Source organism: Cupriavidus sp. USMAA2-4 (genome assembly GCF_001854305.1).
Taxonomy (GTDB): Bacteria; Pseudomonadota; Gammaproteobacteria; order Burkholderiales; family Burkholderiaceae; genus Cupriavidus; species Cupriavidus malaysiensis.
The window spans coordinates 1272656-1298178 of record NZ_CP017749.1 but is presented as its reverse complement, the minus strand read 5'-3'; the positions used below and the strand labels follow the sequence as shown (position 1 = coordinate 1298178).

Genomic DNA, 25523 nt, shown 5'->3' with positions numbered 1-25523 from the left:
CGACGGGCCGCGCGGCACGGAACGCGCGCGCCGCGCCGCGGTCAGACGGGGTATCGCGAAACCCTTTGGCGAAACCCTTTGCCGCCCCGCCACCGCCCGTGATGTTCACCCCCTTGGAAACGCCGCAGCGGCCCATGCGCCGCCTCGCCCTGCGCGCCCTCGCCGCCGCCACGGCCGCTGCCGCCTGCGCCACGGCGCCGGCGGCCCTGGCCGGCTACAACATCTGGACCGGCGAGTACACCTTCACGCGCGAGGAACTGCAGCGGGCGCTGGCACAGCGCTTCCCCGCCACGCTGCGCTATGGCGAACTGCTCAGCGTGCAGCTCAGCCATCCGCGCCTGACACTGGACGCCGGCGCCAACCGTGTCACCACGCTGGTGGACGCGCGGCTCACCAACACCGTGCTGGGCGGGCCACCGGTGGACGGCTCGCTCGCGCTCACCAGCGGCATCCGCTACGATCCCGCGCGGCGGGCGGTGCTGCTCGACCAGCCGACGCTGCAGCAGGTACAGGTCGCCGGGCTGCCGCCGCAGTATCGCGAACCGCTGAACGCCATCGGCGCGGCCGCGGCCAGCCAGCTGCTGCAGGACTATCCGCTCTACACCTTCACGCCGGAGCAGCTCCACGTCGGCGGGCAGGAGGTCGAACCGGGCGCGATCACGGTCTCCGACGACGGCATCCGCGTGCAGATCAAGCCGCGCTGAGCGACTGCAACCCGCGCAACGACACAGCGGGCACAGGGCCCGCTCAGGCCGTGGCGGCGAGCGCTGCCACCAGCGCGGTCAGTGCCGGGCCGCAGGGCTCGGCCACCTTGAGCGAAAGCATGGCGTCGGCGCGCGTCCTGCCCAGGTTCAACGCCGCCACGGGCTTGCCCATGCGCTCGGCCCAGACACAGAAGCGATAGCCCGAATAGACCATCAGCGAAGAGCCGACCACCAGCACCGCGTCGGCCGCCTCCAGCGCCTGCGTGGCGGCCTGGACGCGCTCGCGCGGCACCGAATCGCCGAAGAAGACCACGTCGGGCTTGAGCACGCCGGCACAGCGGCGGCAGGCCGGCACGCGGAACCGTCCGAAATGCTCGGACTCGAGATGGGCGTCGCCGTCGGCCGCGGCCTCGGCCTGCAGGCCAAGCCAGTCCGGATTGTGCGTCTCCAGCTCCCGCTGGATGCCCGCGCGCTCGTGCCGCTCGCCGCAGGCCAGGCAGGAGGCGCTGGCAATGGTGCCGTGCAGTTCGATCACGCCGGCACTGCCCGCGCGCTGGTGCAGCCCGTCGACATTCTGCGTGACAAGCCCGGCCACCCTGCCCTGCGCCTGCAGCGCGGCGAGCGCGTGATGCGCCGCATTGGGCTGCGCGCCGGCGGCGATCGGCCAGCCGACCATGCTGCGCGCCCAATAGCGCTGGCGCGCCGCATGCGAGCCGAGGAAATCCTGCAGCAGCACCGGCGGCGTGCGCTGCCAGGCGCCCTGCTCGTCGCGGTAGCCGGGAATGCCGGAATCGGTGCTGATACCGGCCCCCGTCAGCACGAACAGCCGGGGGTGGCGCAGCAGGAAATCGCGCAGCGCGGTCATCGGCGCAGGCCTTTGGGATGGGTCAGGCGGCCGGGTGCGCGGCGTGCTCGGGATGGCGTGCTTCCCAGGCGCGAAGTTCGGCGCGGTAGCGCTCCATTTCGTCGGCGTAGAAATCGAACACGCAGGGATCGCAGCCGCTCTGGCAGCATTCGTTGTCGCCCGGGCGCTCGGGCGGCACGGGACGGGGATCGCGATCGGCAGGATGGTCTGGCACGGTAGGGACTCGCCGCGCGGCGATTCGGCCGGCCAGCGGCGCTGGGGACAATGGAGACCGGACCAGTATACCGCCCTGCGCCTGCGGCGGCAGGCAATGGCAGGCGGCGACCGGCGGCTTGGGCGCCCGCGCCGCCGGTCAGTGCTCCATCAGTGCTCCAACAGGCGCTCACCGACCGGGATGACGACCGGCTCGCCGCCCATGCGCGCCACGTCCTCCATACTCAGCCAGCGCTGCACCAGGTCCGCCAGGCGGCAGCCGATGCGCTCCAGCTCGCCGGGCGTAGCGAGATAGAGCGCATCGATGACATCCTGGTCGAACTGCAGCGCCGCCGCGCAGGTGCGCTGGCCGTCGCGCGCGGACGAGAGGGCCAACCAACTCACGCGCACCTGGCTGCCGCCCTCCCCCGTGTACTGGGCCGAGATCGGGAAAAAGCGGCTGGTGTGCGTCCGCGTCCAATCGACTAGTCTACCCATGGCGCGCCTCCCCTCGTCATGCCGGATTCGGCAGGTCAAAGCCGCAGGCGGCATCGCTGCCGCCCGCACCGATCGGTATTCGACTGCGCCGCGGCCGGCGCCGCAGCGCGGCCGGGCATCGCCTGGCGCCACCGGAAAGCCGCGGCCCCGGTGGCTCGGACTCAGCGGCTGAGGATGTGGAACAGCCACTCCTGCGCGCGGGGCGGTACGCCGAGCGCACCGGCATCCAGCACCTCACCGTCGCTGGACAGGCACCCGCCCCACAGAGCATCCACGGCCGCCTGCGCGTCCGGGTAACGCCCCATCACACCGTTTCCCAGCATCAACATCCAGTCGCGCTCGCGCGGAATCAGCGAGAACTGCCCCGCGGCCGTCTGGCAGAAAAAATAACCGTACACGAGAACTCCGGGCTCGCAGCACCCGGGCCGGCACGAGGACCGGGCAGACCGCCCGCGCCAACCGCTCCGGCCGCGATTGGCGGCCGTCATCTCCACAATGCAGCCAGTATGCAGCGGCCCTCATCCAACCGGGATTGAGCACTGCTTGCATTCTAGTCGGCGGTGCGCCGGGCGGCTGGACGGCGCGAGCGCCCCGATCCCAGCCGGCATCACATTCAGTCCCTCCCAAAGTTGTATTTAATGTCTTGTATGCGACATCTATGCTGCAAAAGCCGTCGGGCTCCCCATCCCGGCGGCCCCCCTTACACTCGCCGTCCTCGCTGACGGCGGTTTTTTTTGGAGGGCCGCGGACGTGCTGGCCGCCCGACAGCGGCCAATCCTCGTGCGCCAGGTCATTCCGGGACGGCGAAAGGCTGGCCGAGCCGGACCAGCCGGTTTACCATTGCGCGATTATCGAACAGCGCATGACAGGACATGGAATCTTCCCGCCGCCTGGGCATCGGCCAAGCCTTGGCCGACACCGTCCGCGCCGCCAAACCCGCGAGCGACCAGCTCGCGGGCTTTGCCGGCGACCCCAACTTCATGCTCTCGCTTGCCCGCGGCCTGACCGTGCTGGAGGCCTTCTCCGAGCGCAAGCGCCCACTGACCATCTCGCAGGTGGCCCAGCGCACCCAGCTGTCGCGCGCCTCGGTGCGGCGCTGCCTCTATACCCTGGAGCAGCTTGGCTATGTCAGCCAGCAGGATGGCCAGTTCGCGCTGCGCCCGCGCGTGCTGCACCTGGGCCACGCCTATTTTTCGTCCACCTCGCTGGTCTCGCTGGCACAGCCGATCCTGGACGGACTCAGCACAGCCATCCGTGAAACCTGCGCGCTGGCCATCCTCGACGACACGGACATCCTTTACCTGGTGCGCTCCGAAGTACAGCGCGTGCTCACTTTCTCGCTCGGCATGGGCAGCCGCCTGCCGGCCTACTGCACCTCGATCGGCCGGCTGCTGCTGGCGCACCAGCCCCCGGCGGCGCTCGAGGCCTTCTTCGCCCGGGCCGAACTGCGTCCCCGCACCATGCAGACCAAGGTGGCGCGGGCCGACCTGGAGGCGAGCTTCGTCCACGCGCGCGAGCAGGACTTCGTGCTGATCGACGAGGAGCTGGAACCCGGCCTGCGCGCCATCGCGGTGCCGGTGCGCTCGGTCTCGGGCACCGTGCTGGCGGGCATCAGCGTCAGCGTGCGCGCCGAGCAGGTGACGGAAGCGGAGATGGTGGGACGCCTGCTGCCGCCGATGCGCGAGGCGGCCGCGGCGATCGGCAAGCTGATCGCCGCCTGAACGGCGCAAGGTCGCCGCTCCCCGAAGGAGAGCGGCGCGAGCCTGGGCGGGCTCAGCCGCGGTGCGCCAGTTCGAGCTGGAACACGAGACGCTGCAGGAAGTTCTCGAGACGGCCGTCGAGCGAGGAGAAAGCGCAGCCGAAGTGATAGATGCCGCCGTTCTGGCTGGATACGGCCCAATGGCCGACGACCTGCAGGTTGACGGTCAGCTTGCCGAGTTCGCGGAAATCGAGCACGCACTTCTCCAGCACCGCGCCCGATGGCAGTTGCTCCACGCCCAGTGCCTTGGAACGCAGGCCGACGCCGGACAGCGACAGGTCGGCGATGTCCAGCTTCATCACCTGGCCCTTCGGTGTCCGCAATTCGCAGCTATAGCCCTTGGTGACCAGCGTGCGCGCGCGGAAATGGCGGCGGCGCTGGAAGTGGTAGAGCTTCTCGGGAAAGCTGGCGACGAAGGCCGGCCCGCCCTGGAAATCGGTGGCCGCCGGCTTGCCGATCACGAAGTTCACCGGCACGCCGCGCAGCGAGGCGGAAAACGCATTCTCGCTCGACTCCAGCAGGGCCTCGCACTCGGTCTCCGAGCGGGACCAGTCGAAGACGAAGCTGCGCGCGGCGGGATCGACGTGCAACACCGTCGTCACCAGGTCATGGCCGCTGCGTGCGTGCACATTGACGATGCACTTCTGCCAGGCGAGATCCCGCAGCACGGTGCCGATCTGGGAGGGATGCGTGAGCCGGTAGCGCTCGTCAGACATCGGGCTCGATTCATCCGAGGCCTGTTCGAGTTCGGCCTGGGACGGCTCGGAGGAATCTTCAAAGTTCATGACTTCACGCAAACACTAGGAATTCGACGGCGCACGGACCTGGGGACGCGGCGCCGGAGGGGTCGCAGCCGGGCGAAGGAGATGGGCGCCCGCATGTTAAGCGTGCTTCCCGTCCCCGCGCAAGGCCTCACTAGGCCTTCGGCCGCCCGGAGCAAAACTTGAGCAAAGAGGTGCCGGAGTCACGCCGCGACCGGCATCGGCTATTCGGCCAGCCCCGCCGCGGCCGGCTGGCAGGCATGGGCCTGCGCCCGCAGCCAGTCGAGCACGGCAGCACGGCGGGGATCCCCGTCGATCGGGCGCGGCGACAGCAGGCAGTAGGCCGAGCCGTCGCGAACGAAGCCGAAGGGGGCCGCCAGGCGGCGGTCGGCCAGCTCGTCGGCCGCCATCAGGCGCGAGGCCAGCGCGCAGCCCAGACCCGCGGCGGCGGCCTGCAGGCTCAGGTAGAAGTGTTCGTACCAGGCCTCTGCACCTGGGCGCAGCGTTGCCCCCGAGGCCCGCTGCCAGGCCGCCCACGCATCCGGCCGCGTGCGCGTGTGCAGGCGCGGCGGCGGCGCCCCCTCGCCTGCCAAGCCGGCGGCCAGGTCCGGCCGGCAAACGGGCCCCACCCACTCGGGCACCACCTCCGCCACGTGCAGGCGGGCGTCGAAGGGGAAATCATTGCGCCGCAACGCCAGGTCGGCGCCGCTGCGGGAGAAATCGATCGGCCCGCCGGCAGCCAGCAGATGCACCTCGATGTCCGGGTGGCTGGCCGCCAGCAGCGGCAGACGCGGGATCAGCCAGCGCATGGCGATGGTCGGCTCGCAGGACAACACCAGGGCACGCGCACGGCTGCCGGCGCGGATGCGTTCGGCCGCCGCCGCCAGCAGTTCGAGCGACTGGCTGGCCGCGGCCTGGAGCGTGCGTCCGGCGTCGGTCAGGTGCACAGCCCGGTTGCGGCGCTCGAACAAGGGCGTGCCCAGCACTTCCTCGAGCTGGCGGATCTGCCGGCTGACCGCCCCGTGGGTCAGGTGCAGTTCCTCGGCGGCGCGCACGAAACTGCCATGCCGCGCCGCCGCCTCGAAGAAGCGGATGGCTCCCAGCCAATGCATCGACCTGCCCTCTTTCATGTCAGTTTTCCTCACGTATCTGGCGCAGGATAACTCGCTTTTTCTTCGGCCGGAGTGTCGACAGAATATCGACAGATGGCCAGACATCGGGTGTCCGGCCGGCAACGAAACAGGATAGGGAAACTAGCAGAATGAGCTCAACGACCGAGGTACTCGCCGTCGCCGCCATCACCGTGCTGGCGGTCGTCAGCCCAGGGCCGGACTTCGCCATGGTGGTCCGCAACAGTTACCGGCACGGCCGCCGCGCGGGCCTGCTGGGCGCGCTGGGCATCGCGCTCGGGGTGCAGGTCCACGTCTTCTACACCATGTTCGGCGTGACCCTGCTGATGCAGCACGCGCACGGCCTGCTGTACGTGGTGAAGCTGCTCGGCGCGGCCTACCTGGTGTGGATAGGCATCCAGACCTGGCGCCGGCCGCCGCCCGCCGGGCCGGTACGGCAGGAGCCGGAAGCCCTGCCCGCGCGCGCGGCACTGCGCATGGGGTTCCTGACCAATGCGCTCAATCCCAAGACCACGCTGTTCGTGGTCAGCACCTACACCCAGGTGGTGGACGCGCAGACCCCCTTGCCGGCGCAGTTCGGCTATGGCTTGTTCATGTCGGCCGCCCACCTGGCGTGGTTCAGCCTGGTGGCCTGCTGCTTCGCCGCGCCGGCACTGCGCGTGGCCTTGCTCCGCCATGCCCGCCTGCTCGACCGCTGCATCGGCTCAGCCCTGGTCAGCCTGGGGCTGGCGCTCGGGTTCAGCAAGCTGGCCTGAAGGCGCCAGCGGGAAGGCCCGCAAGACATGGTGGCGCGCGCCGCCCGGAGACAGTTCGCTCGCATAGAGCAGGAAGCGGCCGACCTCGACGGCCGGCCAGGCAGCCCCGCGCCGCGCGGCCAGCCACGCCTGCAGCAGCGGTTCCGGCGCGCCGGGCCGGCAGCGGGCGACGGTCAGGTGCGGCAGGAAGCGCTCGCGCGGCAAGGACAGCCCCGCCTCGCGCAGCGCGGAGCGCACCGCCTCGTGCAGCGCCCGCAGCGGCGCCGGATCCGCCACACCGATCCAGAGCACACTGCCCTGGCGGCCGCGGAAGCGGCCGCCATCGCGCGGCACCAGCGTGAAGGCGGGCGACGTCACACCGGCCAGCGCGTGCTCCACCTGCGCGACCGCCGGCGCCGCACAAGCACCGAGAAAGCACAAGGTCAGATGGACCTGCGCCACCGGCGCCGGGCGGACGGCGGCGTCGCGCGGCAGCGTCGCCAGCAGCGCTGCCGCCAGTGTCGGCGGCACGTCGACGGCGACGAACAGGCGCACCGTGGCGGCGCCCGGCTCGCCGCGGCCGGCCGCGTCCGGGGCCGTCGCCCCTGCCGGCGCAGGCTGCCCCGCCCGCACCATCTCAGGCCACCTCAGGCGGCGGCCAGCGCGGCCGCATGCAGCAACGGCGACCGCGCCGCCGCGGCATCGGCTTCCAGCCGCAGCAGGAAGCGCTTGCGCTCCACGCCGCCCGCATAGCCGGTCAGGCTGCCGTCGGCGCCAAGCACGCGATGGCAGGGCACCAGCACCGAGAGCGGATTGCGCCCGACCGCGCCCCCGACCGCGCGCGCATGCCCCGCGGCCAGCCCCAGCTCCCGCGCGATCTCGCCATAGGTGCGCGTGCTGCCCGGCGCGATCGCCAGCAGGGCCTGCCACACGCGGCGCTGGAACGGGCTCCCGACCAGCCCCAGCGGCACGGTGAAGCGCGGCGCGCCGGCGCGGAAATAGTCGGCCAGCTCGTCCGCCGCCTGCTCGAACAGGCGGGCCGATGCGGCCGGCGGCGCGGCCGTCGGCACCACGCCGGCCGGGTGGTACTTCTGGCCGGAGAAGTAGGCGCCGGTCAGCCGTGCGCCGTCGGCGCGCAGCAGGATGTCGCCCAGCGGGCTGGCGATGAGACGATGGCTGATCATGGCTTGCTCTCCTCATAGCGGCGCCACAGGTGGACGGCGGCATAGGCGCGCCAGGGCGCCCACCGGGCGGCGTGCGCCTGGACGGCGCGCACGCCATCGGCCTCCAGCACCTTGCGCAGCGCGTAGTCGGTGGCGGGAAAGGCATCGGGCCAGCCGAGCGCGCGCATGGCGACATACTGCGCGGTCCAGTCGCCGACGCCCGGCAGCGCGCACAAGCGGGCCACGGTCTGCTCCGGCTCGGCCGGCGGCTCCAGCAGCAGCCGGCCCTGCGCCACCTCGGCGGCGATGGCCTGGATGGCGCGCGCCTTGGCCGGCGGCACGCCGCAGGCGGCCAGCGCCCCCGCCGGCAGCGCGGCCAGGGTGGCGGCATCCGGGAAGCAGCGCTGCAGCGGCCCATGGGTTTGGGGCAGCAGCGGGCCGTGTGCCGCCGCCAGGCGCGCCAGCATGACGCGGGCCTGCTTGACCGAGACCACCTGCCCGGCCACCGCCCGCACCGCGATCTCGAAGCCGTCGACCGCGCCGGGCAGGCGCATGCCGGGCAGGTCGTCGGCCAGCACGCCCAGGTGGCGGTCGACCACGTCCGGCCGGCAGCCCAGGTCGCACAGCCGGCGGACCTTGCCCAGCGCCTGCGGGATCGCATGCGCCAGCGAACCGGACAGCGTCACGCGCAGGACCGAGCGCGCCGGCACGTGCTCGACACGCAACCAGCCGAGGTGGGTGCGGCGGCCGCTCGACACCGCCAGGGTACGCGCGTAGGCGCCGCCGTCGACGGCCTCGACACCCTCCACCACGCGCGCGGCGAGAAACCCGAGCAGGGCCTCCCAGGCCAGCGGCGGCCGGTAGCCGAGATCGAACACGAACTGGTCCGCCGGCGCGTCGGCGGCGCGCTTGCGCATGGCCAGGGGCGTCAGGCCATAGCGGGCCTTCAGCACATCGTTGAAACGGCGCACGCTGCCGAAGCCGGCGGCCAGCGCCACCTCGGTCACCGGCATCACGGTGTCGGTCAGCAATCGCTTGGCCAGCAGCAGGCGCTGAGTCTGCGCGTATTCCAGTACCGAGACGCCGAACTGGGCCTCGAACAGGCGGCGCAGGTGGCGCTCGCTGACACCGACACGCTGCGCCAGCCCGGCCACCCCGCTCTCGGCCATCTGGCCCTCTTCGATCAGGGTGGCCGCAGCCTGTGCCAGGCGCCCCGAGATATCGGCCAGGCCGTGCCCCGGCGCCAGCTCGGGCCGGCAGCGCAGGCAGGGGCGGAAGCCATGCTTCTCGGCGGCCGCGGCGCTTTCATAGAAGCTGCAGTTCTGCGGCTTGGGCGTGCGCACCGCGCAGATGGGCCGGCAATACACCCCGGTCGACGAGACGCCGACGAAGAAGCGCCCGTCGAAGCGGCGGTCGCGCGAGGCAATGGCCTTGTAGCAGGTGTCGGGATCGAGTTCCATGGCCTCATCCTACCCTCCCGCGCGGCGGAAACTGGCTGGATTCGGACCTGCGCCTTGCATTCCCGACCAATGGGGGAGGTGTCACATCGACGATGCCCGCCACCGCTAGAATGGGGCGGCGGATGGCGCCCCGGCGCCGTTCTTCACACGACTCCGAGGAGGATGGAACACGGCCGGTCTCCGGCACGGCGGGCGCCGTGCGGCGGCCGGCAGGCTGCAGTCCTTGCCGGCACCCCGGCATTGCCTGTATATTCGTACAGTATAAGTCGATACAAGAGGTGTGGATGTCGATCGTGCGAGCTGGCAGCAAGGCGGAAGCGCTCCGGCTTCTCGCCACCGAAGGCGTGCTGGCGCTTGAGCTGGACTATGAAACCGGATGGCAGGATGCCGTCGAACTCGGCAGGCTCGGGGACAAGCGCGGCATCAAGGTGCAGTACCGCGGGCACGAGAGCATCGCCGTTCGTTCCCGTGAAGCCCTGGTCGAAGGGCTGGCGCGGCCCAAGTCGACCTTCCGGCAGCGCAATCTCTATTGCCAGTTCGACCTGGGCACGCTGGCCGACCGCGAGCTGCTCGAGCTCGAAGCCAAGGCGAGCCGCCTCGGCGACTACATCCTGGCCGGCCACCTGCTGCGCGACGTGGACGCCGTCTGGCCGGAGTGATGCGGCGGGCGCCGCGATGCCGCCATAGCTTCGGCCCCGGCTGAGGCCGGTGACCCAATGCGGTGATCCAAGGGAAGGTTCTGAAGATCTGACAGCGCCGCGACATGCGGCTGCGCTGGCGAGACGGCCGGCTCCGCCGGTGCTCAGGCGGTGCTCAGGCGGTCCGGCGCGCAGCCACCGCATCCCGCGATTCCATTCTTTCCACATGGCGGCCGGCCTGCCGGCAAACCCCGGCTGCGGCCCGCAGCGGATCAATGCGGCCAGGCAGCGGCACCCACGCCGCCGCCCACAGGCATGCGCGTGACAGGCATGGCAGGCGCGGCAGGCCGTCTCCGGCCGACGCGCCGGGTCCTGCGCGAAATCAGTGCCAGACGCGCGCGGCGTTGGCCCAGCGTGCCGCGGCCGAGCGGACCGCCGCGGCCATGCCTGCATCGTCGCCGGGCGGTGGCGCGGCCACCGCCGGCGTGGTTCCGGCCGCGCGCACCTGTGCCAGCATCGCGGCCATCCCCCCGTCGCACGCCACGGCCGCAGCCGCCTCGCGGGCGACACCTCCCTGCCAAGGCACCGCCGAGACATAGGTCTGGCATGCGCCCCAAGGGCTGCGCGCCAGTTCCGCCAGGCGCTCGGCACCGTCCAGCACGATCAGCCGGTCGCCGGCCTCCGGCTCCAGTTCCAGCACATAGAGGTGGTCGGCTTCGCAGCGCATGCGACCGCCGGCCACTGCCACCACCACCGCGCCGGGCAAGGCGATACGGCTGTCGCGCACGTAGCCGCGCAGCATCTCGCGGTGGGCACGGGCCCTCGGGTCGACGACCGCGCGGGCCGGCAGGTGCGGCTCGCACAGGGCCTGCAGCATGGCCGGCGTGGCGATCAGCGTATACGCCGGCACCGCGCCGCGATAGGTGGCGACGACCGCGCGCAAGGTGGTGCGCTGCGCCGCACCGGCGGGTTTGACGGTGCCCACGGCGCCTCAGTCGCGCAACAGCTGCTTGGCGATGATCAACTGCTGGATCTGCGTGGTGCCCTCGTAGAGGCGCAGCAGGCGCACGTCGCGGTAGAAGCGTTCGGCCTTGTACTCGGCGATATAACCGGCGCCGCCATGGATCTGCACCACGCGATCGGCCACGCGGCCCACCATCTCGGTACAGAACATCTTGGTGCAGGAGGCCAGCATGCTGACTTCGGGATCGCTCTTGCCGGGCGTCTTGGCGTCGTAGCGCTGGGCGCAGTCGCGCACCATCGACAGGCCGGCGTAGAGCTCGGCCTGGCTGTCGGCGAGCATGGCCTGGATCAGCTGGAAGTCGGCGATCGGCTGGCCGAACTGCTTGCGGTCCTTGGCATAGGCCACGGCATCGGTGATCAGCCGGTGCGCCATGCCGCAGGCCAGCGCCGAGATGTGCAGGCGGCCGCGGTCGAGCACCTTCATCGCGGTCTTGAACCCCACGCCCGGCACGCCGCCGATGATGTTGGCGGCGGGCACGCGCACGTTGTCCAGCACCACGTCGCAGGTCTTGGTGCCGCGCTGGCCCATCTTCTTGTCAGGCTTGCCGAGCGAGATACCCGGGGTGTCGGCCGGCACGATGAAGGCCGAGATGCCCGAGGCACCGCTGCCGCCGGTACGCGCCATCAGCGTGAAGGCGCCGGCGCGCGGCGCGTTGGTGATGAAGCGCTTGGTGCCGTTGATGACATAGTGGTCGCCATCCAGCTCGGCCTTGGTCTGCAGCGAAGCGGCGTCGGAACCGGCGTTGGGCTCGGTCAGCGCGAAGGAGATGATCAGTTCGCCGCTGGCGATGCGCGGCAGGTAGTCCTCCTTCTGCGCTTCGGTGCCATCCATCAGGATGCCCTGCGAACCGATGCCGACATTGGTGCCGAACACCGAGCGGAAGGCGAAGGCGGTGTGGCCCAGGTCGTAGACCACATCGCACTCCTGCGACATCGACAGGCCGATGCCACCGTAATTCTCGGGAATGGAGATGCCGAACAGGCCCATCTCCTTCATGTCGGCCACGATCTCGGCCGGCACGTCGTCCGTTTCTTCGAGGATGTCCTCGGCCGGCTTCAGGCGCTCGTCGATGAAACGCTGCACCGAGGCGCGCAGCAGCGAGAAGGATTCGGCATCCAGGGCCATGGCGATTCTCCGGTCAATCCATTACGACAAAGTAGCCCATCATGGTACGCCGACCACGCGCTTTGACAATCCACCATCGATTGGACAGAATGGATAATATTATTTGACAAAGCGGCGGCGTCCTCGCCGCCGCCGCTGCTCCCTCCCCCTCCTTACCTCCGATGGACCTCAACGCCCTGCGCCTGTTCGTCGACATCGTCGACGCCGGCAATCTCAGCGCGGCCGCGCGCAAGCTCAAGATGACGCGCGCCAACGTCAGCTACCACCTGCGCGCCCTGGAGGAAGAACTGGGCGTGCAGCTGCTGCGGCGGACCACGCGCCACGTCGAGCCGACGCCGGTGGGCGCCGGGCTGTACGAGCACGGCCGCAACATCCTCGGCGAAGTCGCTGCCGCCACCGCGCTGATCAGCAACCTGGGCAAGAGCCTGCAGGGCCATGTACGGCTCTCGGTGCCGACCGGCCTGGGACACTCGCTGCTGTCGCCGCTGCTGGTCCGCTTCAAGCAGCGCTACCCCGACATCGTGCTCGACGTGGTGTTCGACAACCGCATCCACAACCTCGTGTCGGAGGACGTGGAAGTGGCCTTGCGCATCATCTCGACCCCACCGGATTCGGTGGTGGCCACCGAGATCGGCGCGGTCGACTGGGTGGTGTGCGCTTCGCCCGGCTATGCCGACGCCCATCCGGCCCCGCACGTGCTGGCAGACCTGCAGGCCCATGCCATCGTGTGCGCCTCGCCGGTCGGGCAGAAGCTCAAGGCATTCGGCGTGCGCGGCGACGGCGGCGCCGCGGCGCGCGAGCAGGTGGCGCTGGAGCCCACCCTCAGCTCGGAGAACTTCGCCTTCCTCAAGGAGGCGGTGGTGGCGGGCCTGGGCATCGGCATCTTCCCCCTCTACGCGATCGGCGCGGAACTGGCCGACGGCACGCTGCGCCCGCTGCTGCCGGGCTACCGCGTCAGCGTGTTCGGCAGCCGGCTGTACATGCTGACCATGCCCAACCGCTACCAGACGCTGGCCACGCGCTACCTGATGAACTTCCTGAAGAGCGAGCTGCAGGCCGTCTGGCCGCACCCGGGCACCGCCACGTCCTCCGCCGGCTGAGCAAGCCCGCGGTGGGGGGCGCCGATGCCGCGCGCCCGGTCCCGTCCCCATCCCGCCCCCATCCCGTCCCCGTCCCGCGGGCGCCTCGCGGGCATGCTCGCAGGCACTATAGTAGGGAAGCACAAGGACGATCCCTCGCCCTGCGCCATGCGGCCGCCGCCGGCGCGCGACGGCCGCCAGGAGACACATCATGGCACTGGCTGGCACCCTGGCGCACTGCCTGACCGACAGGCACAGCCCCTACGACCTGCTCCACCATCCCTACACGCTCAGCAGCATGGCCACTGCCGAAGCGGCGCACGTTCCCGGAGACCGCCTGGCCAAGACCCTGCTGCTGGAAGACAGCCAGGGCTATGTGGCCGCGGTGATACCCGCCAGCCACCACCTGCAGATCGCCGCCCTGTGCGAGCAGACCGGCCGCGACCTGGTCCTGGCGCACGAAGACGAGATCCGCGAGGTGTTCAAGGACTGCGAACTCGGCGCGATCCCGCCGGTGGCGATGGCCTATGGCATGCGCACCTATATGGACGACACGCTGCTCAAGCATCCCGACGTGTACTTCGAGTCGGGCAACCACCAGGACCTGGTGCACATGAGCATGGATGCCTTCCTCGACCTGATGGGCGAGGCCGAGATCGGGCATTTCGCGCGCCGCATGATGTAGGCGCCACCACGCCCCTGCGCCAGCCACACGGGGCCCCGGGCCGCCACGAACCGCCATGGCGGCCGATGGGCCGGCGCGCGCCGCCGGCCTCTACTGCAGGCTGACGCCTGACTGCTTGACCAGCCTCTCCGTGCGCGGCACCTCCGCGTCGATCATGGCGCGGAAGTCCGCCACGCTGCCACCGCGCGGCTCGGCACCGGTCGAGGCCAGCTTGTCGCGGAAACCCGGCTCCTTGAGCAGGCGGTTGACGGCCGCATTGAGCTTGCCGACCACCGCCGCCGGCGTGCCCTTGGGCGCGACGATGCCGTACCACGGCGCGATATCGAAGCCGGGATAGCCCTGCTCGGCAATGGTCGGCACGTCCGGCGCCATCGGCGAGCGCTCGCGCCGCGTCACACCGAGCGCACGCAGCTTGCCGGCCTTCACGTAAGGCAACCCGGTCATGATGGTGTCGAAGTACAGCGACACCTGGCCTGACAGCAGTGCGGGCAAGGCCTCGGCCGCGCCCTTGTAGGGCACGTGCACGATGTCGATGCCGGCCTCGGCCTTGAGCATCTCGCCGGCGATATGCGAGGTCGTGCCGGTGCCGAAGGATGCATAGGTCAGCTTGCCGGGATTGGCCTTCGCGTAGGCGATCATTTCCGGCAAGGTGCGGAAGGGCAGCGCGGGGCTGGCCAGCAGGATATTGGGCGTGTCGGCCACCACCGCGACCTTCTCGAAGGCGTCCGGGTCGTAGCTCAGCTTCTTGTAGAGGAAGCGGTTCGTCACCATCGAGGCCGGTCCCGACATCAGCAGCGTGTAACCGTCGGATGGCGCGCGCGCCGCCAGGTCGCTGCCGATCATGGCGGCGGCACCCGGCCGGTTCTCCACCACGAAGGGCTGCTGGAAGATCTGGCCGAGACCGGTGCCGAGATAGCGGCTGATCAGGTCGGTGGCACCTCCTGCCTGGAACGGCACGATGATGCGCACCGGCTGGCTCGGCCATTCCTTGGCCACCTGCGCGGACGCGGGCGGCACCGCGCCGGACGCGGCGATCATCAGCGCGGCAACGCCGGCGCGGCACAGGCCGCGCGGCAGGGCACGGGCGGATGCGAGACATGCAAACATGGAAACCTCCCTCTGGCGTGGGGCCGGCACCATGCCCGCCCGCGGATGGGGTCGCCCGCCGCGGCACGCCGGGCGCTGCGCCCGGACGGTGCGCCGCGGCGGCGCTGCGGCATGCGCCGCAAGCAACGTGCCATCCCCGCCACGCGGCGACGCCGTCCGCACGCGCCGTTCCGGCGGTCCACGGACCCGGGGCCGGGCCCGCGGGGTGTCATCGACGCGCCATCTCTGGCAGTGACGGGGAAGTACGCCGCGGCAGCGTCAGGCTCAAGCCCGCGGCCATGATCAGGCCGATGCCCGCCAGGGCCACGCCGTCGGGCCAGCGACCGAACCACAGTGCGCTGTAGAGCAGCGCCAGCAGCAGATGGAAATAGTTCAGCGGCGCCAGCGTCGAAGCCGGCGCACGTTGCAGCGCGAAGATCAGCAGCACCTGCGCGGCGGCGCTCATCAGGCCCATGGCCAGCATCGCGCACCAGTCGGCCAGGCCCGGCCAGGCCGCCGGCGGAAAGAAGGGTGCCGGCACGCCGGTGGCGAGCAGGCAGATCACCGCGGCAAAGCCGTACTGCACACCGGCGTCGACGCGGCCCGCCATGCGCCGCGTCAGCAGTTGCAGCAGCGCATAGGCCAGCGCCGCGGCCAGCATCAGCGCGGTACCGAGCGCCGGCAGCCGGCCACCCGGGCGCACGATCAGCAGCATGCCGGCGAAGCCCGCCACCACCGCCAGCCACTGGCGCGCGCCGACGCGCTCGCCCAGCACCCAGGGCGACAGCGCCACCACCAGCAGCGGCGCCATGAAGTAGATGGCCGTGGCCTCGGCCAGCGGCATCCACAGCAACGCGGTCATGAAGCAGGTGCCCACCACTGCCAGCATCAGGCCGCGCACCACCAGCAGCGCGCGGTGCGGCGTGTCCCACCAGCGCGCGCGGCCGCGCACCGCCAGCATGCCGAGCGCCACGGCGAAGGTGGCCGCATAGCGCACCGCATTGAGGAAGGGCGCGGGATAACGTCCGACCAGGTGCTTGGCGGTGGCATCGACGGTGGCGAACAATGCGACCACGCACAGGAAGATCCAGGCGCCGGTGCGCCATTCGGCCGGCGCACCGCGCGCCGCGCCGCTCATGACCCGGCCTGCGCCAGCATCGCGCCCAGCAGCACGTCGGCGCCGGCCGCCAGGTGCTCGGGCCGGGCATCTTCCACTTCGTTGTGGCTGATACCGTCCTTGCACGGCACGAAGATCATGGCCGTCGGCGCCACGCCGGCGATGTAGACGGCGTCGTGGCCCGCGCCGGTGACGATGTCCTGGTGCGCGTAGCCGCGCGCGGCGGCCTGCGCGCGCACCTGCGCCACCAGTTCCGGCGCGAACGGCGTGGGCGCGAAATACTGCACGTCTTGCACCGTCACGTCGAGCGCGGTGCCGGTGGTGTCGCCGGCGGCGAGCGCCTCGCAGGCGGCACGGAAACGCGCGTCCATCTGCGCGAGCTGCGCGGCATCCTCATGGCGCAGGTCCACGGTGAAGCGGACCTGCCCGGGAATCACGTTGCGCGAAGCCGGATGCACGTTGACCACGCCGACCGTGCCGCGCCCGTGCGGGGCGAAGTCGCGCCCGATGCGCACCACTTCCTGCATCAGGAAGGTGGCGCCGAACAGCGCATCGCGCCGCATCGGCATCGGCGTCGGGCCGGCGTGCGCCTCCATGCCCGTGACCGTCACGTCGTACCAGCGCAGGCCCAGCGAGCCGGTCACCACGCCGATCACGTTGCCTTGCTCCTCCAGGATGGGCCCCTGCTCGATATGCGCTTCGAAATAGGCGCCGAGCGCCCGGCCGCCCACTTCGGCCGCGCCGGCGTAGCCGATCGCGCGCAGCTCGTCGCCGACGCGCTTGCCTTCGGCGTCGGTGGCTTCCAGCGCGGTCTGCAGCGGGAAGACGCCGGCGAACACGCCCGAGCCCATCATCACCGGCACGAAGCGCGTGCCCTCTTCATTGGTCCAGATCGCCAGCTCGAGCGGGGCCTCGGTCTCGATGCCGTGGTCGTTGAGTGTACGCATCACCTCCAGGCCCGCCAGCACGCCGAAGCAGCCGTCGAACTTGCCGCCGGTCGGCTGGGTGTCGATATGGCTGCCGGTCATCACCGGTGCCAGCGCGGCATTGCGCCCGGCGCGGCGGCCGAAGATATTGCCCACCTGGTCGACCGTGACCGTCAGGCCCGCCTCGCGCATCCAGCCGCACACGAGGTCGCGCCCCTGCCCGTCGAGCGCGGTCAGCGCCAGGCGCGCATTGCCGCCCTTGGGCGTGGCGCCGATCCTTGCCAGGTCCATCAGCGACTGCCACAGCCGCTGTCCGTTGATCTGCAGATTCGTCATGAAGGGGCTCCAAATCGGGCGCCGGGCCGGCGCCCCTGCTGTGGTTCTGTGCCGGGCCGGAGCGCTCCGCGCCCCCGGCCCGCTGCTTCAGGCCGCCACCGGCATGAAGCCGGACAGGAAGGCATCGAGCGCCAGGCCGATGGCGTCGACCTCGTAGCCGCCCTCCTGCACCACCACGGTGGGCACGCCGAGCGCATTGATGCGCGCACCGATGCCGCGGTAGGCGTCCATGCCGAGGCGCAGCACGCTGATCGGGTCGTGCATATAGGTGTCGAAGCCCAGCGCCAGCACCAGGGCCTGCGGGCGGTAGTCGCGCAGGGCGTCGAGCGCGCTGTCCAGCGCGGCCAGGAAGCCGGCGTCCTCGGTGCCGTGGGCCAGCGGGAAATTGAGGTTGTAGCCGTAGCCGGCGCCGTAGCCGCGCTCGTGGGCGTAACCGCTGTAGAACGGGTAGTAGCCGGACGGGTCGGCATGCAGCGAGATCGTCATCACATCGGCGCGCTGGTAGAAGATCTGCTGGGTGCCGTCGCCGTGGTGGGCGTCCACGTCCAGCACCGCCACCTTGCCGAAGCGCTTGAGCAGCGTCTCGGCGGCGATGGCGGAGTTGTTGACATAGCAGAAGCCGGCGGCGCGGTCGCTGTGGGCGTGGTGGCCCGACGGGCGGCACAGCGCGTAGGCCAGGCCACAGCGGTGCTGCGGCTCGCACACATGCTGCGCCGCCGCCACCGCGCTATGCGCCGAGCGCAGGATGGCGCGCCAGCTGTCCGGGCCGAGCGGGCAGCTCAGGTCGCCGAGATAGTAGCCGGCGCGCGCGATCACCGAATCCGCCGGGCATGGCGGGCGGCGTCCCTGCTCGATGCGGCCGTTGTGGTAGGGCGAAAGGTTGGGCAGCACTTCGATGCCCGGAGTGAAGCCGGGCTTGGCCAGGCCCTGCCAATCGGCATAGGCCTGCTCCAGGAAGTCGAGGTAGGCCGGGCTGTGCACGGCTTCCAGCGGCGCGCGACCGTAGTCCGGCGGCGCCGCCAGCGCGATGCCGCGGCCGGCCAGCGCGCCTTGCAGCGCGGCGGCGCGCGCGGGCACGTCGGTCGGCTCGCAGAGCCGTCCCGCGCGCATGAACTGGCGCGGCTGGTGCAACAACTGGTCATCCGAGAAGAAAGCGCGCATCTTGTGGTGTTCTCTTGGTAAGCGCGCGGGCCGGCGGCGGCCCGCGCCATGGCAGGTGCCCGCCCGGCACCGCACGGTGCCGGGCGGTGCGCCTCAGGGCACGGCGGCCGGCGCCCGTTGCGCCAGCGCCGCCGCACGGATGCCGGACAAGGTCTGTCCGGGAGCGATGCCATCCGCTTCGTAGCGCATCTCGATCAGCGCCGGCAGGCTGTGCTCCTGCGCGAAGGCAAGCGCGCGCTCCAGCGCCGGGCCGAACTCGGCGTCGCTCTGCACCACCTCGCCGTGGCCCCGGTAGGCGCGCACCAGCGCGGCGAAATCGGGGTTGTCGAACTCCAGCGCGATGGTGCGGCCCGGGAACTCGCGTTCCTGGTGGGCGCGGATGGTGCCCCACATGCCGTTGTTGAAGACCAGCAGCACGATGCCGAGCCGGTACTGCATCGCCACGCCCAGCTCCTGCAGGTTCATCTGGAAGCAGCCATCGCCGGCGTAGCACACCACGGTGCGCTGCGGGTATTCCAGCTTGGCCGAGATCGCGGCCGGCAGCCCGTAGCCCATCGAGCCCACCGTCGGCGCCAGGCTGGTGCCGGGCCCCTGGAAGCGGTAGTAGGTGTGCGGGAACAGCGCATAGTTGCCGGCGCCAACCGTGAGGCAGGCATCGCGCGGCAGGCGCTCGCGCACCACGCAGGCCGCCCGGTCGAGGTTGAGCGGCCCCGGCGCCGGCCGGGCCTGCTGGTGGGCCAGGAATCCGGCATGGGCGGCGCGCGCCAGGCCGCGCCAGGCGGGTTCGGCGGCCGGGCGCAGGGCCGCCGCCGCGGCGGCGAAGGACACCACGTCGGCGGCGATCGGCAGCTCGGCGCGGAAGACGCGCCCCAGCTCGCCGGCATCCGGATAGACGTGGACCAGGGTCTGCCGCGGCAACGGACTCTGCACCAGCGTGTAGCCCTCGGTGGTCGCCTCGCCCATGCGTGTGCCGACCGCGATCAGCAGGTCGGCGTCGCGGATGCGCGCGCGCAGCGCATCGTCCATGCCCCAGCCGACATGGCCGGCATAGTTGGCATGGTGATTGTCGAAGCACTCCAGCCGGCGCCAGGCCACGCCCACCGGCAGGTCGAAGCGCTCGGCGAAGGTCTCCAGGTCGCGCAGCGCCGCTGCCGTCCAGCCCGAGCCGCCGACCAGCAGGAAGGGCCGGCGCGCGCCGGCCAGCAGGGTCTGCAGCGCATCGAGCGCAGCCGGTGCCGGCGCGCTGCGCGCGCGCTGGTAGCGCGGCATGTCGGGCACGCTGGCCTTGCCCCACAGCGTGTCCTCCGGCAACGCCAGCACCACCGGGCCGGGACGCCCGCTGGTGGCCACCGCGAAGGCGCGCGCGATGAACTCGGGGATGCGCTCGGTACGGTCGATCTGCGCCACCCACTTGGCCATCAGGCCGAACATGCGGCGGTAGTCGATCTCCTGGAAGGCCTCGCGCTCGGCAAAGTCGTTGCCCACCTGGCCGACGAACAGGATCATCGGCGTCGAGTCCTGGTAGGCCGTATGCACGGCGATGCTGGCATTGGTGGCGCCGGGCCCGCGCGTGACGAAGCAGATGCCGGGCTCGCCGGTCAGCTTGCCATAGGCCTCCGCCATGTAGCCGGCGCCGCTCTCCTGGCGGCAGACGATGGGCTGGATCGCATCCTGGTGGTCGTGCAGCGCATCGATGCAGGGCAGGTAGCTCTCCCCCGGCACCAGGAACACGCGCTTGACGCCCTGGATGCGCAGCTGCTCGACCAGGATCTGCCCGCCATTGCGCTCGCGCAGCGGCGCCGTGCCCGCTGCGGTCGCCACGGTCGCTGCGGTCGCTGCGCCCTCGCTCATGATGCCGCCCCATCGGCGGGCGGGCGCTTGATCTCGATCTCGACGAAGACGCACTCGCCCTCGTGCGCATTGATCACGTTGTGCTCGACCCCTGCCGGACGGTAATAGGCCTGCCCCGCCACCAGCTGGCTGGTGACTTCGCCGGCCGGCGTCTGCAGGCGCAGCGGGCCGCTCGTCATCGGCACCACCACATAGTCGTAGCCGTGGCGGTGATGGCCGGTCTCGGCCCCCGGCGCAAAGCGCCATTCGGTCACCGTCACGCGTTCGTTGTCGACCTGCACGGTCGGCACTGCCTGGGCTCTCGTCATCTGCTTGCTCCGGTGCGGTTGGCGTCAGCGCGTCAGCACGTCGGCCAGGATATCCAGTCCTTCCTCCATCACTCCGTCGGGAATGGTGAGCGGGAACAGGAAGCGGATCACATTGCCGTACACGCCGCACGACAGCAGCAGCAGGCCGCGCTCCAGCGCGCGGTTCTGCACCTCGCGCGTGAAGGCCGCGTCCGGGCTGCCGTCGGCCTGGCGGAACTCGACCGCCACCATGGCGCCGAGGCCGCGCACTTCGGCGATCTGCGGCACGCGCGGCTGCAGGGCCTGCAGCCGCGCCACCAGCCGCTCGCCCAGCAGCGCGCCGCGTGCCGGCAGCTGTTCGGCTTCCAGCACGTCCAGCACGGCCAGCGCCGAGGCCACCGCCAGCGGGTTGCCCGCATAAGTGCCGCCCAGGCCGCCGGGCGCCGGCGCGTCCATCACCTCGGCGCGGCCGCACACGGCCGACAGCGGCATGCCGCCGGCCAGGCTCTTGGCCATGGTGGTGAGGTCCGGCACCACGCCGTAGTGCTCCATGGCGAACAGCTTGCCGGTGCGGCCGAAACCGGTCTGCACCTCGTCGGCGACCAGCAGGATGCCGTGCTCGTCGCAGAGGGCGCGCAGCGCTTCGACGAAGGCGGGCGGGGCCACGTTGAAGCCGCCCTCGCCCTGCACCGGCTCGAAGATGATGGCCGCCACGCGGCGCGGATCGACGTCGGCCTTGAACAGGTGCTGCAGGCTCTTGAGCGAGTCCTCCACCGTGACGCCATGCAGTTCGCAGGGATAGGGCGCGTGATAGACCTCGCCCGGGAAGGGGCCGAAGCCCACCTTGTAGGGCACCACCTTGCCGGTCAGCGCCATGCCCATCATGGTGCGGCCGTGGAAGCCGCCCGAAAAGGCGATCACGCCGGGCCGGCCGGTGGCCGCGCGGGCGATCTTGATGGCGTTCTCCACGGCCTCCGCGCCGGTGGTGAAGAAGGCCGTCTTCTTGGCGAAGCGGCCGGGCGCGCGCGCATTGATCTTCTCGGCCAGCTCCACGTAGCTGGCGTAGGGCACGATCTGGTAGGCGGTATGGGTGAAGCGCGCGAGCTGGCGCTCGATGGCCTGCACCAGGCGCGGGTGGCGGTGGCCCGTGTTCAGCACGGCGATACCGGCGGCGAAGTCGATGTAGCGCTTGCCTTCGACGTCCCAGATCTCGGCATTGTCGGCCCGCTCGGCGTAGAAATTGCACATCACGCCGACGCCGCGCGGGGTGGCGGCGTCCTTGCGGCGGACCAGTTCGGCATTCTTCATCTGTGAGGCTCCCATGGGTCGGGTTCGGCTGGATTAGCGGAATGGTGGATTGGCGGTGGGGGCATGCCGTCGCCTAGGCGGCGGCGCGGATCGCCGACGGGTCCCACTCCTTGCCGGGAATGGCGCCGATCAGGCGTTGCGTGTACGGGTGCTGCGGGGCATCGAAGATCTGGTCCGGCGGGCCGGACTCGACCACCTTGCCCTTGTGCATCACGATGACCTGGTGGCAGATCTGCGCCGCCACGCGCAGGTCATGGGTGATGAAGATCAGGGCGATGTCCAGTTTGCGCTGCAGCGTATCGAGCAGGGCCAGCACCTGCGCCTGCACCGAGACGTCGAGCGCCGAGACCGATTCGTCGGCCACCAGCAGCTTGGGCTCCAGCGCCAGCGCCCGCGCGATGCCGATGCGCTGGCGCTGCCCGCCCGAGAACTGGTTGGGGTAGCGGTCGAAGGCGCTCGCCTCCAGGCCGACCAGCTCCAGCAGCTCGCGCGTGCGCGCCTCGGCCTGCGCCGGCGGCACGCCGTTGGCGACCGGGCCGTCGCTGATGATGCGGCCCACCGTATGGCGCGGGTTGAGCGAGGCGAAAGGATCCTGGAAGATCATCTGCACGTCGCGCCGCAGCGGGCGGAACTGGCGCTCGGACAGGCGGGCGATATCCTGCCCGTCGAAATGCAGCTCGCCGCCGTCGATATCGGTCAGGCGCAGCAGGCATTTGCCGATGGTCGACTTGCCCGAACCGGACTCGCCGACGATGCCGAGCGTCTCGCCGCGCCGCACCGAGAAGCTGACGCCATCGACCGCGTGCACCACGCGCTTGCGCGCGAACAGCCCGCCGCCGGAAACATAGGTCTTGCGCAGGCCGCGCACGTCGAGCACCACCTCCTCCTTGCGCCGCGCCTCGGCACCGTCGCCGGCGCGGCCGTGCGGCACCGCCGCGATCAGGCGCCGCGTATAGGGGTGCTGCGGATGGTTCAGCACCTGGGCCGCGGGCCCGGCCTCGACCAGCACGCCCTTCTCCATCACCGCGACGCGGTCGGCGATCTCGGCCACCACGCCGAAGTCGTGGGTGACGAACATCACGCCCATGCCCTTCTCGGCCTGGATGCGCTGGATCAGCGCCAGGATCTGCGCCTGCGTGGTGACATCGAGCGCGGTGGTGGGTTCGTCGGCGATCAGCAGCTTGGGCTCCAGCGCCAGCGCCATGGCGATCACCACGCGCTGGCGCTGGCCGCCCGACAGGCGGAAGGGGTAGCTGTGCACCAGCGCGGCCGGATCGGGCAGGCCGACGAACTCCAGCAGTTCCAGCACGCGGCGCTGGCAGGCTTCGCCCGGATAGGCATGGTGCACGCGCATCACCTCGGCGATCTGCTCGCCGATGGTCATCACCGGATTGAGCGCCGACAGCGGTTCCTGGAACACCATGGCCATGTCCTTGCCGCGCATGCCCAGCAGCGTGGCCTCGTCCTGCGCCAGCAGGTCGCGCCCCTCGAACAGGATGCGGCCGCGCTCCGGCTTCAGGTAGGACGGCAGCAGTCCCATGATGGCGTTGGCGCTCATCGACTTGCCGGAGCCCGACTCGCCGACGATGCAGAGGATCTCGCCCGCGTGCAGGTCGTAGGACACGTCGCGCACCGCGTAGGGCCGGTCGCCGCCCGCGGGCAGGGCGATGGACAGGTCGCGGATCGACAGCAGCGGCGCCGCGCCGTCGCGCGTGGCCGGGTTGGCGCCTGGATTGGCTTGCATCAGATGCATGGCGTGGGTCTCCTACTCGCCGCGGCGGCGCAGCTGGGGGTTCATGGCGTCGTTCAGGCCCTCGCCGATCAGGTTGATCGACAGCACCGTCAGCAGGATGGCCACGCCGGGCCACACGCTCATCCACCAGGCCTCGCGGATCATGGTGCGCGCCGCGCCGATCATGAAGCCCCAGCTCATCATGTTGCGGTCGCCCAGGCCCAGGAAGGCCAGCGCCGACTCGGTCAGGATGGCGGTGGCCACCATGAAGGAAGCCGAGACGATGATGGGCGACATGGCATTGGGCAGGATCTGCGTGAAGATGATGCGCAGCGGCTTCTGCCCGATCACCACCGCGGCCTGCACGAACTCGCGCTGCTTCAGCGTGAGGAATTCGCCGCGCACCAGGCGCGCCACCGGCGGCCACGACACCACCGAGATGGCGCCGACGATGGAGTAGATGGTCGGGTTGAAGATGGCCACGATCACCACCGCCATGGCGAGCTGGGGGATGGTCTGGAAGAACTCCGTGAAGCGCATCAGCACATCGTCGACGCGGCCGCCGCAGTAGCCGGCCACCGAGCCGATCAGGATGCCGAACACCAGCGCCACGCCGGTGGAGATCACGCCCACCAGCAGCGAGACGCGCGCGCCGTAGACCAGCCCGGCGGTGATGTCGCGGCCCAGCATGTCGGTGCCGAACGGATAGGCCCCATCGGTGAAGGGCCGCGTCAGCGGCTCGGCCACCATCAGCCAGGGCGAGTCCTCGTAGACCAGCGGCGCCAGCACCGCCAGCGCGATCACCGCCAGCAGCACGAGCAGGCCCGCCACCGCGCCGTAGTTGCGGCTGTAGCGAAGCAGGAAGGATTTCATGCCGCGGCTCCCTTGGCGCCCACGGCGATGCGCGGGTCGATGAATCGGTAGAGGATGTCGGTCAGCAGGTTGAAGAACACCACCAGCGCCGAGGTGACGAAGAAGATGCCGAGCAGCAGCTGGTAGTCGCGCTGCAGCAAGGCGTCGAACATCAGCCGGCCGATGCCGGGCCAGGAGAACACGGTTTCGGTCAGCACCGCGCCGCCGGCCATCTGGCCGAGCTGGATGCCGGCGAAGGTCACCACCGGCAGCAGCGCGTTGCGCAGCACGTGCACGCGCACCACGCGACCGGCCGGCACGCCCTTGGCGCGCGCGGTCTTGACGAAGTCCATGCCCATCACCTCCAGCATCGAGGCGCGCGTCAGGCGCACGTACACGGCCATGAAGAAGCAGCCCAGCGAGATGGTCGGCAGCACCATGTGCAGGGCCACGTCCTTGGCGCGCGCCAGCCCGGTGTAGCCCGCGCCCACGCTTTCCATGCCGAAGGCCGGCAGCCAGCCGAGCACCACCGAGAACAGGATGATGGCCATCAGCGACAGCCAGAACAGCGGCGTCGCGTACAGCAGCAGCGCGCCGGACATGACCGCGCTGTCGACCCAGCGCCGTCGGTTCTCGTAGCGGGTGCGCGCCGCCACCACGCCCAGCAGCACGCCCATCACGATGGAGAAGAGGAAGGCCCCGCTCATCAGCAGGAAGGTGGCGGGCAGCCGGTCCAGGATCAGGTCGAGCACCGGCAGGTGATTGCGGTAGGAGTAGCCGAGATCGAGCGTGGCCACGCCCTTCAGGTAGATGCCGAGCTGGGTCAGCACCGGCTTGTCCAGGCCGAACTGCTCGCGCAGCTGCCCGACGAAGGCGGCGTCGCCCGCGCCCGCTTCACCGGCCAGCACGGTGGCGGGATCGCCCGGCGCCATGCGGATCAGGAAGAAGTTGATGATCACCACGCCGAGCACGACCACGATGGCCTTGGCAAGACGGGCGGAAAGGAAGGAGAGGAAGTTCACGGCTCACTCCACGCGGCAAGGTCTGGCC

At 70.8% G+C, this 25523-nt stretch carries 27 protein-coding genes; 6 read left to right on the top strand and 21 right to left on the bottom strand.

Features of this window, described 5'->3' with window-relative positions; all coding sequences use genetic code 11:
• Positions 1 to 134: 134 nt before the first annotated feature.
• Positions 135 to 704, top strand: coding sequence for a DUF1439 domain-containing protein (locus tag BKK79_RS25830; RefSeq protein WP_071017482.1), 570 nt, complete (start codon positions 135 to 137; stop codon positions 702 to 704).
• Between the two features lie 43 nt (positions 705 to 747).
• Here BKK79_RS25830 and BKK79_RS25825 read toward each other — a convergent pair whose 3' ends face one another.
• The 4 genes from BKK79_RS25825 to BKK79_RS25810 form a co-directional block, all read right to left on the bottom strand.
• Positions 748 to 1623 (bottom strand): NAD-dependent protein deacetylase, encoded by an 876-nt coding sequence (locus tag BKK79_RS25825; RefSeq protein WP_442873320.1) that lies wholly within the window; start codon positions 1621 to 1623, stop codon positions 748 to 750.
• Complete coding sequence (locus BKK79_RS41665) at positions 1592 to 1783, bottom strand: oxidoreductase-like domain-containing protein (RefSeq protein WP_232346447.1); 192 nt, start codon at positions 1781 to 1783, stop codon at positions 1592 to 1594. The genes BKK79_RS25825 and BKK79_RS41665 overlap by 32 nt, the downstream gene beginning before the upstream one ends.
• A 149-nt stretch (positions 1784 to 1932) precedes the next feature.
• Positions 1933 to 2259, bottom strand: a complete 327-nt coding sequence (locus tag BKK79_RS25815) for a hypothetical protein (protein ID WP_071017487.1) — start codon at positions 2257 to 2259, stop codon at positions 1933 to 1935.
• Between the two features lie 161 nt (positions 2260 to 2420).
• Positions 2421 to 2657 carry a hypothetical protein gene (locus tag BKK79_RS25810; RefSeq protein WP_071017488.1) on the bottom strand — a complete coding sequence of 79 codons (237 nt, stop codon included), beginning with the start codon at positions 2655 to 2657 and terminating at the stop codon, positions 2421 to 2423.
• A gap of 474 nt (positions 2658 to 3131) precedes the next feature.
• Here BKK79_RS25810 and BKK79_RS25805 point away from each other — a divergent pair, with 474 nt between their 5' ends.
• A complete protein-coding gene (locus BKK79_RS25805) occupies positions 3132 to 3980 on the top strand; it encodes an IclR family transcriptional regulator domain-containing protein (RefSeq protein ID WP_071017490.1) in 849 nt (282 codons plus the stop codon).
• Positions 3981 to 4032: 52 nt separating this feature from the next.
• On the opposite strand, the gene BKK79_RS25800 is transcribed toward BKK79_RS25805, so the two are convergent.
• Together BKK79_RS25800 and BKK79_RS25795 are read right to left on the bottom strand one after the other, a co-directional pair.
• Complete coding sequence (locus BKK79_RS25800; RefSeq protein ID WP_071039206.1) at positions 4033 to 4803, bottom strand: flagellar brake protein; 771 nt, start codon at positions 4801 to 4803, stop codon at positions 4033 to 4035.
• Positions 4804 to 5003: 200 nt separating this feature from the next.
• Positions 5004 to 5891, bottom strand: coding sequence for a LysR family transcriptional regulator (locus tag BKK79_RS25795; protein ID WP_071040370.1), 888 nt, complete (start codon positions 5889 to 5891; stop codon positions 5004 to 5006).
• Between the two features lie 149 nt (positions 5892 to 6040).
• Between BKK79_RS25795 and BKK79_RS25790 the strand changes: the two genes are divergently transcribed.
• The gene (locus tag BKK79_RS25790; RefSeq protein ID WP_071017495.1) at positions 6041 to 6664 is read left to right on the top strand and encodes a LysE family translocator; all 624 of its coding nucleotides are present in this window, start codon (positions 6041 to 6043) and stop codon (positions 6662 to 6664) included.
• Here the strand turns inward: BKK79_RS25790 and thpR are convergent.
• The 3 genes from thpR to BKK79_RS25775 are packed head-to-tail and all read right to left on the bottom strand — an operon-like array spanning position 6614 to position 9266.
• Complete coding sequence (gene thpR, locus BKK79_RS25785; protein ID WP_084085174.1) at positions 6614 to 7279, bottom strand: RNA 2',3'-cyclic phosphodiesterase; 666 nt, start codon at positions 7277 to 7279, stop codon at positions 6614 to 6616. The genes BKK79_RS25790 and thpR overlap by 51 nt on opposite strands.
• 11 nt (positions 7280 to 7290) lie before the next feature.
• On the bottom strand, positions 7291 to 7827 hold the full coding sequence (locus BKK79_RS25780; protein WP_071017497.1) for a methylated-DNA--[protein]-cysteine S-methyltransferase: 537 nt from the start codon (positions 7825 to 7827) through the stop codon (positions 7291 to 7293).
• Complete coding sequence (locus BKK79_RS25775; RefSeq protein WP_071039205.1) at positions 7824 to 9266, bottom strand: DNA-3-methyladenine glycosylase 2 family protein; 1443 nt, start codon at positions 9264 to 9266, stop codon at positions 7824 to 7826. Before BKK79_RS25775 ends, BKK79_RS25780 begins: the two co-directional genes overlap by 4 nt.
• A gap of 284 nt (positions 9267 to 9550) precedes the next feature.
• Between BKK79_RS25775 and BKK79_RS25770 the strand changes: the two genes are divergently transcribed.
• Complete coding sequence (locus tag BKK79_RS25770) at positions 9551 to 9925, top strand: PHA-granule associated protein 4 (RefSeq protein ID WP_071039204.1); 375 nt, start codon at positions 9551 to 9553, stop codon at positions 9923 to 9925.
• Between the two features lie 361 nt (positions 9926 to 10286).
• On the opposite strand, the gene BKK79_RS40560 is transcribed toward BKK79_RS25770, so the two are convergent.
• Entirely contained in the window at positions 10287 to 10889 is a 603-nt protein-coding gene (locus BKK79_RS40560) for a hypothetical protein (protein WP_071039203.1), read from the bottom strand.
• Positions 10890 to 10895: 6 nt separating this feature from the next.
• Positions 10896 to 12053: an acyl-CoA dehydrogenase family protein gene (locus tag BKK79_RS25760; RefSeq protein WP_071017503.1), complete on the bottom strand. Its 1158-nt coding sequence runs from the start codon at positions 12051 to 12053 to the stop codon at positions 10896 to 10898.
• A 161-nt stretch (positions 12054 to 12214) separates the two neighbouring features.
• On the opposite strand from BKK79_RS25760, the gene BKK79_RS25755 reads away from it, so the two are divergent.
• Entirely contained in the window at positions 12215 to 13153 is a 939-nt protein-coding gene (locus BKK79_RS25755; protein WP_071039202.1) for a LysR family transcriptional regulator, read from the top strand.
• A gap of 190 nt (positions 13154 to 13343) precedes the next feature.
• Positions 13344 to 13817: an aminoacyl-tRNA deacylase gene (locus BKK79_RS25750; protein WP_071017507.1), complete on the top strand. Its 474-nt coding sequence runs from the start codon at positions 13344 to 13346 to the stop codon at positions 13815 to 13817.
• Between the two features lie 90 nt (positions 13818 to 13907).
• Here the strand turns inward: BKK79_RS25750 and BKK79_RS25745 are convergent, their stop codons facing one another.
• The 10 genes from BKK79_RS25745 to BKK79_RS25700 all read right to left on the bottom strand — a co-directional run bounded on the left by BKK79_RS25745 (position 13908) and on the right by BKK79_RS25700 (position 25495).
• Positions 13908 to 14855 (bottom strand): Bug family tripartite tricarboxylate transporter substrate binding protein, encoded by a 948-nt coding sequence (locus BKK79_RS25745; protein ID WP_071040368.1) that lies wholly within the window; start codon positions 14853 to 14855, stop codon positions 13908 to 13910.
• Between the two features lie 277 nt (positions 14856 to 15132).
• On the bottom strand, positions 15133 to 16041 hold the full coding sequence (locus tag BKK79_RS25740) for a DMT family transporter (protein ID WP_071017509.1): 909 nt from the start codon (positions 16039 to 16041) through the stop codon (positions 15133 to 15135).
• The gene (locus BKK79_RS25735; protein WP_071017511.1) at positions 16038 to 17282 is read right to left on the bottom strand and encodes a Zn-dependent hydrolase; all 1245 of its coding nucleotides are present in this window, start codon (positions 17280 to 17282) and stop codon (positions 16038 to 16040) included. The genes BKK79_RS25740 and BKK79_RS25735 overlap by 4 nt, the downstream gene beginning before the upstream one ends.
• Before the next feature lie 87 nt (positions 17283 to 17369).
• Positions 17370 to 18443: a histone deacetylase family protein gene (locus BKK79_RS25730; RefSeq protein WP_071017514.1), complete on the bottom strand. Its 1074-nt coding sequence runs from the start codon at positions 18441 to 18443 to the stop codon at positions 17370 to 17372.
• A gap of 93 nt (positions 18444 to 18536) precedes the next feature.
• The gene (locus BKK79_RS25725) at positions 18537 to 20294 is read right to left on the bottom strand and encodes a thiamine pyrophosphate-binding protein (RefSeq protein WP_071039201.1); all 1758 of its coding nucleotides are present in this window, start codon (positions 20292 to 20294) and stop codon (positions 18537 to 18539) included.
• Positions 20291 to 20602 (bottom strand): cupin domain-containing protein, encoded by a 312-nt coding sequence (locus BKK79_RS25720; protein WP_071017518.1) that lies wholly within the window; start codon positions 20600 to 20602, stop codon positions 20291 to 20293. Before BKK79_RS25720 ends, BKK79_RS25725 begins: the two co-directional genes overlap by 4 nt.
• Positions 20603 to 20626: 24 nt before the next feature.
• Positions 20627 to 21889, bottom strand: a complete 1263-nt coding sequence (gabT, locus tag BKK79_RS25715; RefSeq protein WP_071017520.1) for a 4-aminobutyrate--2-oxoglutarate transaminase — start codon at positions 21887 to 21889, stop codon at positions 20627 to 20629.
• A 73-nt stretch (positions 21890 to 21962) separates the two neighbouring features.
• The gene (locus BKK79_RS25710; protein WP_071040367.1) at positions 21963 to 23633 is read right to left on the bottom strand and encodes an ABC transporter ATP-binding protein; all 1671 of its coding nucleotides are present in this window, start codon (positions 23631 to 23633) and stop codon (positions 21963 to 21965) included.
• Positions 23634 to 23654: 21 nt separating this feature from the next.
• Positions 23655 to 24494, bottom strand: a complete 840-nt coding sequence (locus BKK79_RS25705; RefSeq protein WP_071017522.1) for an ABC transporter permease — start codon at positions 24492 to 24494, stop codon at positions 23655 to 23657.
• Positions 24491 to 25495: an ABC transporter permease gene (locus BKK79_RS25700; protein ID WP_071039200.1), complete on the bottom strand. Its 1005-nt coding sequence runs from the start codon at positions 25493 to 25495 to the stop codon at positions 24491 to 24493. The genes BKK79_RS25705 and BKK79_RS25700 overlap by 4 nt, the downstream gene beginning before the upstream one ends.
• Between the last annotated feature and the right edge of the window lie 28 nt (positions 25496 to 25523).

Bases quoted from the DNA above. Each gene is read 5' to 3' on its own strand.
- BKK79_RS25790 (WP_071017495.1), top strand. From the start codon at position 6,041: ATGAGCTCAACGACCGAGGTACTCGCCGTCGCCGCCATCACCGTGCTG.
- BKK79_RS25710 (WP_071040367.1), bottom strand. From the start codon at position 23,633: ATGCAAGCCAATCCAGGCGCCAACCCGGCCACGCGCGACGGCGCGGCG.
- BKK79_RS25800 (WP_071039206.1), bottom strand. From the start codon at position 4,803: ATGAACTTTGAAGATTCCTCCGAGCCGTCCCAGGCCGAACTCGAACAG.
- BKK79_RS25750 (WP_071017507.1), top strand. From the start codon at position 13,344: ATGGCACTGGCTGGCACCCTGGCGCACTGCCTGACCGACAGGCACAGC.
- BKK79_RS25720 (WP_071017518.1), bottom strand. From the start codon at position 20,602: ATGACGAGAGCCCAGGCAGTGCCGACCGTGCAGGTCGACAACGAACGC.
- gabT (WP_071017520.1), bottom strand. From the start codon at position 21,889: ATGAAGAATGCCGAACTGGTCCGCCGCAAGGACGCCGCCACCCCGCGC.
- BKK79_RS25705 (WP_071017522.1), bottom strand. From the start codon at position 24,494: ATGAAATCCTTCCTGCTTCGCTACAGCCGCAACTACGGCGCGGTGGCG.
- thpR (WP_084085174.1), bottom strand. From the start codon at position 7,279: ATGGTGCGGGCGGGGCAGCCTGCGCCGGCAGGGGCGACGGCCCCGGAC.
- BKK79_RS25770 (WP_071039204.1), top strand. From the start codon at position 9,551: ATGTCGATCGTGCGAGCTGGCAGCAAGGCGGAAGCGCTCCGGCTTCTC.
- BKK79_RS25725 (WP_071039201.1), bottom strand. From the start codon at position 20,294: ATGAGCGAGGGCGCAGCGACCGCAGCGACCGTGGCGACCGCAGCGGGC.
- BKK79_RS25740 (WP_071017509.1), bottom strand. From the start codon at position 16,041: ATGAGCGGCGCGGCGCGCGGTGCGCCGGCCGAATGGCGCACCGGCGCC.
- BKK79_RS25730 (WP_071017514.1), bottom strand. From the start codon at position 18,443: ATGCGCGCTTTCTTCTCGGATGACCAGTTGTTGCACCAGCCGCGCCAG.
- BKK79_RS25805 (WP_071017490.1), top strand. From the start codon at position 3,132: ATGGAATCTTCCCGCCGCCTGGGCATCGGCCAAGCCTTGGCCGACACC.
- BKK79_RS25735 (WP_071017511.1), bottom strand. From the start codon at position 17,282: ATGACGAATCTGCAGATCAACGGACAGCGGCTGTGGCAGTCGCTGATG.
- BKK79_RS25745 (WP_071040368.1), bottom strand. From the start codon at position 14,855: ATGATCGCCGCGTCCGGCGCGGTGCCGCCCGCGTCCGCGCAGGTGGCC.
- BKK79_RS25760 (WP_071017503.1), bottom strand. From the start codon at position 12,053: ATGGCCCTGGATGCCGAATCCTTCTCGCTGCTGCGCGCCTCGGTGCAG.
- BKK79_RS25830 (WP_071017482.1), top strand. From the start codon at position 135: ATGCGCCGCCTCGCCCTGCGCGCCCTCGCCGCCGCCACGGCCGCTGCC.
- BKK79_RS25775 (WP_071039205.1), bottom strand. From the start codon at position 9,266: ATGGAACTCGATCCCGACACCTGCTACAAGGCCATTGCCTCGCGCGAC.
- BKK79_RS25755 (WP_071039202.1), top strand. From the start codon at position 12,215: ATGGACCTCAACGCCCTGCGCCTGTTCGTCGACATCGTCGACGCCGGC.
- BKK79_RS25780 (WP_071017497.1), bottom strand. From the start codon at position 7,827: ATGATCAGCCATCGTCTCATCGCCAGCCCGCTGGGCGACATCCTGCTG.
- BKK79_RS25795 (WP_071040370.1), bottom strand. From the start codon at position 5,891: ATGCATTGGCTGGGAGCCATCCGCTTCTTCGAGGCGGCGGCGCGGCAT.
- BKK79_RS25815 (WP_071017487.1), bottom strand. From the start codon at position 2,259: ATGGGTAGACTAGTCGATTGGACGCGGACGCACACCAGCCGCTTTTTC.